Below are 6,689 nucleotides of genomic sequence, written 5' to 3'. Positions count from 1 at the left end.
TATCAACACCGAACTGGCTTTATCCGACCTTGATACCTGTGAGCGCGCTATCCACCGCGTGCAGAAGAAAGCCAAAGGTGGCGACAAAGACGCTAAAGCAGAACTGGCTGCACTGGAAAAATGCCTGCCACAGCTGGAAAACGCCGGTATGTTACGTGCACTGAAAAACCTGACTGACGAAGACAAAGCGGCTATCAAATACCTGAGCTTCCTGACCCTGAAGCCAACTATGTATATTGCCAACGTCAACGAAGATGGTTTTGAGAACAACCCATATCTCGATAAAGTGCGTGAAATCGCCGCCGCTGAAGGTTCTGTGGTCGTTGCCGTTTGTGCTGCAGTTGAATCCGATATCGCAGAACTTGACGATGCCGATCGTGACGAATTTATGGCAGAGCTGGGGCTGGAAGAACCGGGCCTGAACCGCGTGATCCGTGCCGGTTACGAACTACTTAACCTGCAGACCTACTTCACCGCTGGTGTGAAAGAAGTCCGCGCATGGACAATCCCTGTTGGCGCCACCGCGCCACAGGCTGCCGGTAAAATCCATACCGACTTCGAGAAAGGCTTTATCCGCGCACAAACCATCGCGTTTGAAGATTTCATCACCTACAAGGGTGAGCAAGGCGCGAAAGAAGCCGGTAAAATGCGTGCAGAAGGTAAAGATTACATCGTTAAAGATGGCGACGTAATGAACTTCCTGTTCAACGTCTAAATAAAATTGGTTGTCTCATGAGGTTTCGCTGAATCTCATAAAAATCGCAAAAAACCATAAAATCCACGCAATTGCGTGGATTTTTCTTTTCATAACGTCTCAATTCATCTCGTAGCAACGCAGTCAAAAATGAGTGCGCGGATGAGTACAACATTCTTCCATCTTCATCCTTGAAATTCTTCAGGAAACAGCTAAACGGGGAGCCCCGACAGTTGCTGCGGAAGCTCGCCGCACCGTTTCATCAATTTTCGAGTTGGCAGTCGCGACGCCTGGAGCTGATAGCGATCCCGTCTGGCCTGCGCGCAAGCCCCTTCCTGCTAATAAAACACAAACAGGCATTAAACCCACAGCAAATCGGGAGACTATTGAGCTGTTTTGACAATAGTCATGGCTCGTACCAGGTAAACTATTGCATGTGGTTAATGTGGTGGACACTTGCGCGTCCCGCTGAAGTTACCGAAGCAGAATGGGCAGAATCGATCTTGATAGCGCCCTGTGGACCATTCCGGCAGCGCGAATGAAAGCTTGTAGAGAACACGTTATTCCCCTGCCCTCCCAAGCTGTCAAAAAGCTCAGAACACTACAGGGATTAACCGGGCATCGGCAGCACCTTTTTCCGGGCAGGGATAATCCGCTAAGCCCAATGACATCGCACTCTCTGTGTCGGCTACTTAAAAGCCTCGGCTGGAGTGGTACCTATATACCAGAACTACAGGAAGAACACGTTTAAACGAGATGGGCTATCAACCCGACGCTATTGAGGCCCAACTTGCGTTCGCTGATACCAACAATGTTCGTCGCACATACAGCCATGTAACTTATCTCGATGAGTGAAAGGTTATGATGCAGGAATGGGCTGATAAGCTGGGCAAAGGGGTAGCAGGATTCGAGTAGAACTTATTGCACTTAGTAAACCTCGAGGATTGAACTCCTTCCTCAATGTCCGCTTTGTGCTGTGAGTTCAACTGATGGACGCAACACACTTATTGAACCGTTCTGCGGGTGATTCATAGTCTAGCGTTTTTATCGGCCTTTCGTTGAGCTGTCTGGCAACACTGTTAAGTCTTTGCTGGCTGTGAACCGATAAGTCAGTTCCTTTTGGAAAATATTGTCTGAGCAATCTGTTCGTATTTTCATTTGAGCCATGTTGCCAGGGAGATTGAGGATCACAAAAATAAATCTGAATGTCTGTCACTACAGTAAATCGTGTGTGGCTGGTCATTTCAGCGCCACGATCCCAAGTTAATGTTTTATAAAGCTCAGTAGGTAATTCCCGGGCTTGTCTGATGAGTGCAGATATAACCGTTATGGTCTTGTTGTCTCTGATCTTCGCCAGCATAACAAAACGGGAATGACGTTCTACGAGGGTGATGATATAGGAGTTTTTCGAGCCCTGAATCAAGTCACCTTCCCAGTGACCTGGAATGGCTCTGTCAGCCGCGTCTGGTGGCCTTTCGCTGATAGGTATAGTGTTCGGGATTGACCCTAATCCTTTCCCTTTTAGCGATGACGTTCTGGATCTACGCACAGCTCTTCCGCTTCTGAGGCATTGCTGCAGCTCTTTTTTTAATGCTCCCCGGGTTTGTATAAAAAGCGTTTTATAAATCGTTTCGTGTGACACATGCATTTCCTGATTATCCGGATAACAGCGTTTCGGCCAACCGGCGATCTGTTCCGGCGACCAGTCCTGATGCATCTTCTCTGCAATGATTTTACACAATGCGGGGCTTTCAATTAGCTTGCAAGGTTTTGGTCTCCGCGCATTTTCCCATGCAGTAGCATCGGCTTTTGCTGCACGGTATTGTTTTGCACCACCGTGCCTCCTGACCTCGCGGCTAATCGTTGAGGGCGCTCTTGATAATTTGGCGGCGATGTCCCTGATACTGAGTTTTGCTACCAGCCCTCTGGATATCTCCTCTCTTTCATCAAGCGAAAGCGCTAATCGGTGCCGCTTTCGCACGGGAGGACGGTAGCCGCCTGTCTGGTGGATAGTGGGCATAATGGAAGAATGAAATCTGTCGAACATTCTGGCGATATCATGCAGGGAATCACCTTGCTTGTATCTGTCCCAGATAATCGCCTTCTGCTCTGGCGTGTAGTTAATCCGAGTTCTTCGTTTCATGACAACGTCCCCCTTGATTAAGGATAGCGTTGCATCGACCCATTGAACTCACAGCCAGGAGCAGACGTTGCTAACATGAATGTGTTAATCAGTAGGAAGCAGGTCAAACCATTGTTGAGTGGTTTTAAAGCTAAACATAGAGGGGATATTGACATCATGCATATGCAACCTCTTATGTAATGTTTATCGAAAATAAGCGACCAAGAATAATCTGTTGACTTAGAATCTACCAACTATGGTATGTTGGTTAAGTATAATTAAATGGTACTATTATAAAAAAAACAGGTCAAATGGAGATAGTTTTAAGATGAATGATGCAAAAAAAAAGAGGGTAGATTTAAACAATAATTGGCCAAAAGAGTCACTATTCCCAAGCGAAGTGCTATTAAAGCAAAAGATGAGTGATAATGATCTTTGCCAAATATTTTCACCAGCTCAATTAAAATATACCAATAATACAGAGTTCCATAATCTTCTTAGACACTACCTTGAGTGTTTAAATCAGTTGCCTTTAAGACCAGACATCGCTTTTGATTGTATCTGGAAAGCATTGGATGCAGAGTTTTTCAGGCTTAAGAATATATCCGGCTCTCGCAATGGTAGATTCAGTGTCTTTTATAATCATATCAGCAAAAGTTCTGATACCTGCAATAGTTATGCTTCACTAACTGATATAATTCCGTTGCAAACGTGCGAATTTGTTGCTAAGAGGATATTTGAAAACAATATTTCGTATAAATCTAATCCTAGTGATAACAATGTCAAAAGTTTTAGAAATAGAGTGATTGGTAGTTTAACTGAATCGGTCTACACTGATCTGCTCAATAAGTATGAGCCTGACTGGCTATCTGATAAAGCAACAACGCAACGTAATGTAGGCAGATTACTTCAACGACTTTTGAAGGGTGATGAACTAAGTATTGTAAATGAGAAGTATCAACTTACTACTGAAAATAGAGCCCTCTTCTTAACTGCGGTTACGATGCCTCAGTTCCGTAATGAACGTTTTCATGGGGAAACTAACCCTCCGTTTAGAAGTAGTTCTGCAAAACTTAAAACATATGCCCATGCATATTATATTTTCCATGTTGCATATATTCATTTGCTTGAAGTTTTTCTTTATCGTAATTTCAATGTAATTGACATTGCTACCACGCAAAAAGCCATCGATGAAAATAAAGAATTATTCTTAAAAGTATTTAGTGGTGTTATCAATAAATAATGAATCTACAGTTACGTTTTTATTATGCAAGTGTATGTATTTTTAGTTTGTTTTGAATTTGCAATTTAAAAAGAGCACCCCGTTTTCACTCGGCTCTGAAATAACTCATTTCGTGGCCACTCGTTTCTGATGCGAAGCGGGTAGCCAGGTTTTTATATTTAAATATATTCTAGGGTTAAGATCATATTAATAAAATTCCTAATGCCGCTATTAAACTTTCGCCGATTCTATTTTTATTTTCTCCGAGACCATACGAGGACCGTTATCAATTATATATAAAATTAAATTGATAATACTATGCTTTAACTCTATCATTTCTTTTACGTCAATCTCAAATTTTGCAATGTACATTATTGAGGCGAATGTGTGGTAATCTAAGGCAGTAAGAGCCATATATAGAGAAAAATTGTATTGCTCAATCCATTGAGCTTCTTCCATTCCGCTTACATTTTCTGTAATTCTAGCCATTATTTTATTTAGAGAATCTTCCGCGTCATTATGTGCCTGAGAACATAAGGCTGCATAAATAGTTCTATATCCAACTTCTTGTCCTATTTCTTTGAAACGTTCAAAAATACTGGGCCATTTTAGACTAACTATATCGAAATCAATGTTGCTTAACGCAAATGATGTTTTTAGTGCATATTCATAGTGATCTAAAGTGCGATCTTTATCAGAAATTCTCTGTAGGTGTTCAGATTTAGCCTCATCAGAATATGTAGAATCTTCAATGCTGCGCTTCCAGTTTTTATTCTGTTTACGTTCAGTTTCTAAGTGATCTTTGAAGTAGGAAATTTGCTTGGTCATTGAATCTCCAAGACTTATATAGTGTAAATTAACACTACCCTCTATTGCTGTTCTGCAAAGGGCTTCACATGATGGAATTTGACCAATTAAAAAGGCACCAAATACTCCACAACAATATTCATAATTTCTTCTATACATATCATGCATTGATGGCCAATGAACTTCGTTGACAAGTTTTTCTACGTTTTCTCGGCAAGAACGCTCAATGATATCATTTAGTTTTTCGAGATAATATAACCCATCGTGCAAAGGTTTATTTAACTCCATGCTTTCTGAAATGGCCCTTTTCCTTATGAATTCCTTGACGAGAATGTGCATTATTACCTCGAGCTTGTAATATTGATTAATCGGTAAATTTAGTAATTAATGGAGATTGTAATAATTAATATATAACTTTTTTTCGATAAATGCAATGTTTGGGAGTTCTCCCATGTTTAATTTATCCATTTTCCTGTCAGAGTTTATGGGGTCTTATTTTTTTTGAAGGCCGTTGTCTTATTTTTCGTAGTAAAAATCACTAAAGGATAAATGTTTGTTCTAGTGATTAACAGGATCATCTAATATAATCTCGATACCTCCGTATCGTTTAGCATATTGATGTTCATACCACCGAAGATTTTTGATGCCCCTAGATATGCATAGCTTCGTATTGCCTAGATACCTTTTAGTAGATTGCTCTCTCTATCAATGGCTAAGTTCAACTTCCGCTCCTCGCTCACATCGGACTGTCAATCATACAATCGAACTGCAATAGCCGGGATATCTGCGTATAGAGGTTATAAGGAAACGATAAGCTGTAATCTGGGATAACGTTCCAACCATTGCTTTGTAGTGACCCGTTGTTTGAAAGAGTCCAACTTTTCACGTTCAAATGCAGGAGTCGGTCGTAAACGCAGTTCAAATAAGTCAGAAAGTCCATAAGGCGCAGTGATATCGAGACCTTCCTTCCCCAATCTGACAGCCACGGCCGTAGCTGTTTCAGGCCAGTGCAGTAAAGCATTTCCTGTTGAGGTATAGGGATGATCACCATTACGTTGATGCATTCTGGCTTGATTCTTCACTGACCAGTATAACGAAGGTAATTGTTGCCTAAGCCTGTCTTCAAGGAAGCGATCATGGTCTGGGCTACAGTGCTCACAGTCAAACCAGACGACATCTACATCACCAGAAATTGGACTTAGCCCATATCCATGTAAGTGATCCCAAACAGCGTCTCGTACAAATCCCGCTCCGATCCAACCATCATTGAGTTCCAGTGCTCGAACTGCATATAGGATCTTCATTCTTACAGGGTCATCTGACAATATTTTCTGCAATGACGTTTGGTATTCCATTCGTATCCCCCTGTTGGAAACAATAACCCACTGGTGGAAATATTATCAGCATCCTCCTGTCCATGTCCGCTCCTCGCTGTGAGTTCAACGGGTCGATGCAACGCTATCCTTAATCAAGGGGGACGTTGCCATGAAACGAAGAACTCGGATTAACTACACGCCAGAGCAGAAGGCGATTATCTGGGACAGACATAAACAAGCCTGCATTACTACGGACTGACGCTATTCGACCTTCTATTTTTCCTCCATATGGTGCCGGGATTAAGACTGGTATGGCATTTCATTGCCCGGGGGAATGTCTGTTGAGATTCGTAACCCTATTGAACAGCAATATCAATGACAGATGCTCCTTTCTTAATCAGATCAATTTCAGCATGGTCCAGACGGACAATTTTGATATATCAGTGAAGAGTCATAGCTGTGTACTGTTTGAATAACCACTGAAGATAGATGCCAGAGCAAAAAGCCAGCCCTTCTTGCAGCGATTTC

The 6,689-nt window shown here is 42.1% G+C and carries 5 protein-coding genes and 1 pseudogene; 3 read left to right on the top strand and 3 right to left on the bottom strand.

The window, feature by feature from the left end:
* Both ychF and OH663_RS04855 read left to right on the top strand, forming a co-directional pair.
* On the top strand, positions 1 to 715 hold a 715-nt coding region (gene ychF / locus OH663_RS04860), incomplete at its 5' end, for a redox-regulated ATPase YchF (protein ID WP_263525691.1).
* 166 nt (positions 716 to 881) lie between these two features.
* A pseudogene (locus OH663_RS04855) lies at positions 882 to 1,549 on the top strand (tyrosine-type recombinase/integrase); the annotation flags it as partial.
* 127 nt (positions 1,550 to 1,676) lie between these two features.
* Here the strand turns inward: OH663_RS04855 and OH663_RS04850 are convergent.
* A complete protein-coding gene (locus OH663_RS04850; protein ID WP_200011011.1) occupies positions 1,677 to 2,837 on the bottom strand; it encodes an IS30 family transposase in 1,161 nt (386 codons plus the stop codon).
* Positions 2,838 to 3,144: 307 nt separating this feature from the next.
* On the opposite strand from OH663_RS04850, the gene OH663_RS04845 reads away from it, so the two are divergent.
* Positions 3,145 to 4,059, top strand: a complete 915-nt coding sequence (locus OH663_RS04845) for a hypothetical protein (protein ID WP_200011013.1) — start codon at positions 3,145 to 3,147, stop codon at positions 4,057 to 4,059.
* 210 nt (positions 4,060 to 4,269) lie between these two features.
* Here OH663_RS04845 and OH663_RS04840 read toward each other — a convergent pair whose 3' ends face one another.
* Entirely contained in the window at positions 4,270 to 5,133 is an 864-nt protein-coding gene (locus OH663_RS04840; protein ID WP_200011015.1) for a DUF5677 domain-containing protein, read from the bottom strand.
* A gap of 509 nt (positions 5,134 to 5,642) precedes the next feature.
* Positions 5,643 to 6,200 (bottom strand): nucleotidyltransferase family protein, encoded by a 558-nt coding sequence (locus OH663_RS04835; protein ID WP_045443742.1) that lies wholly within the window; start codon positions 6,198 to 6,200, stop codon positions 5,643 to 5,645.
* Positions 6,201 to 6,689: the final 489 nt, after the last annotated feature.

Source organism: Citrobacter sp. Marseille-Q5395 (genome assembly GCF_947057495.1).
Taxonomy (GTDB): Bacteria; Pseudomonadota; Gammaproteobacteria; order Enterobacterales; family Enterobacteriaceae; genus Citrobacter; species Citrobacter murliniae.
Note: the sequence above shows the minus strand (reverse complement) of the source record. Positions and strands in the feature narration are given on the sequence as shown.

What these genes read in the sequence shown, in the direction of transcription:
- OH663_RS04840 (WP_200011015.1), bottom strand. Translation starts at nt 5,133, where the DNA reads ATGGAGTTAAATAAACCTTTGCACGATGGGTTATATTATCTCGAAAAA.
- OH663_RS04835 (WP_045443742.1), bottom strand. Translation starts at nt 6,200, where the DNA reads ATGGAATACCAAACGTCATTGCAGAAAATATTGTCAGATGACCCTGTA.
- OH663_RS04850 (WP_200011011.1), bottom strand. Translation starts at nt 2,837, where the DNA reads ATGAAACGAAGAACTCGGATTAACTACACGCCAGAGCAGAAGGCGATT.
- OH663_RS04845 (WP_200011013.1), top strand. Translation starts at nt 3,145, where the DNA reads ATGAATGATGCAAAAAAAAAGAGGGTAGATTTAAACAATAATTGGCCA.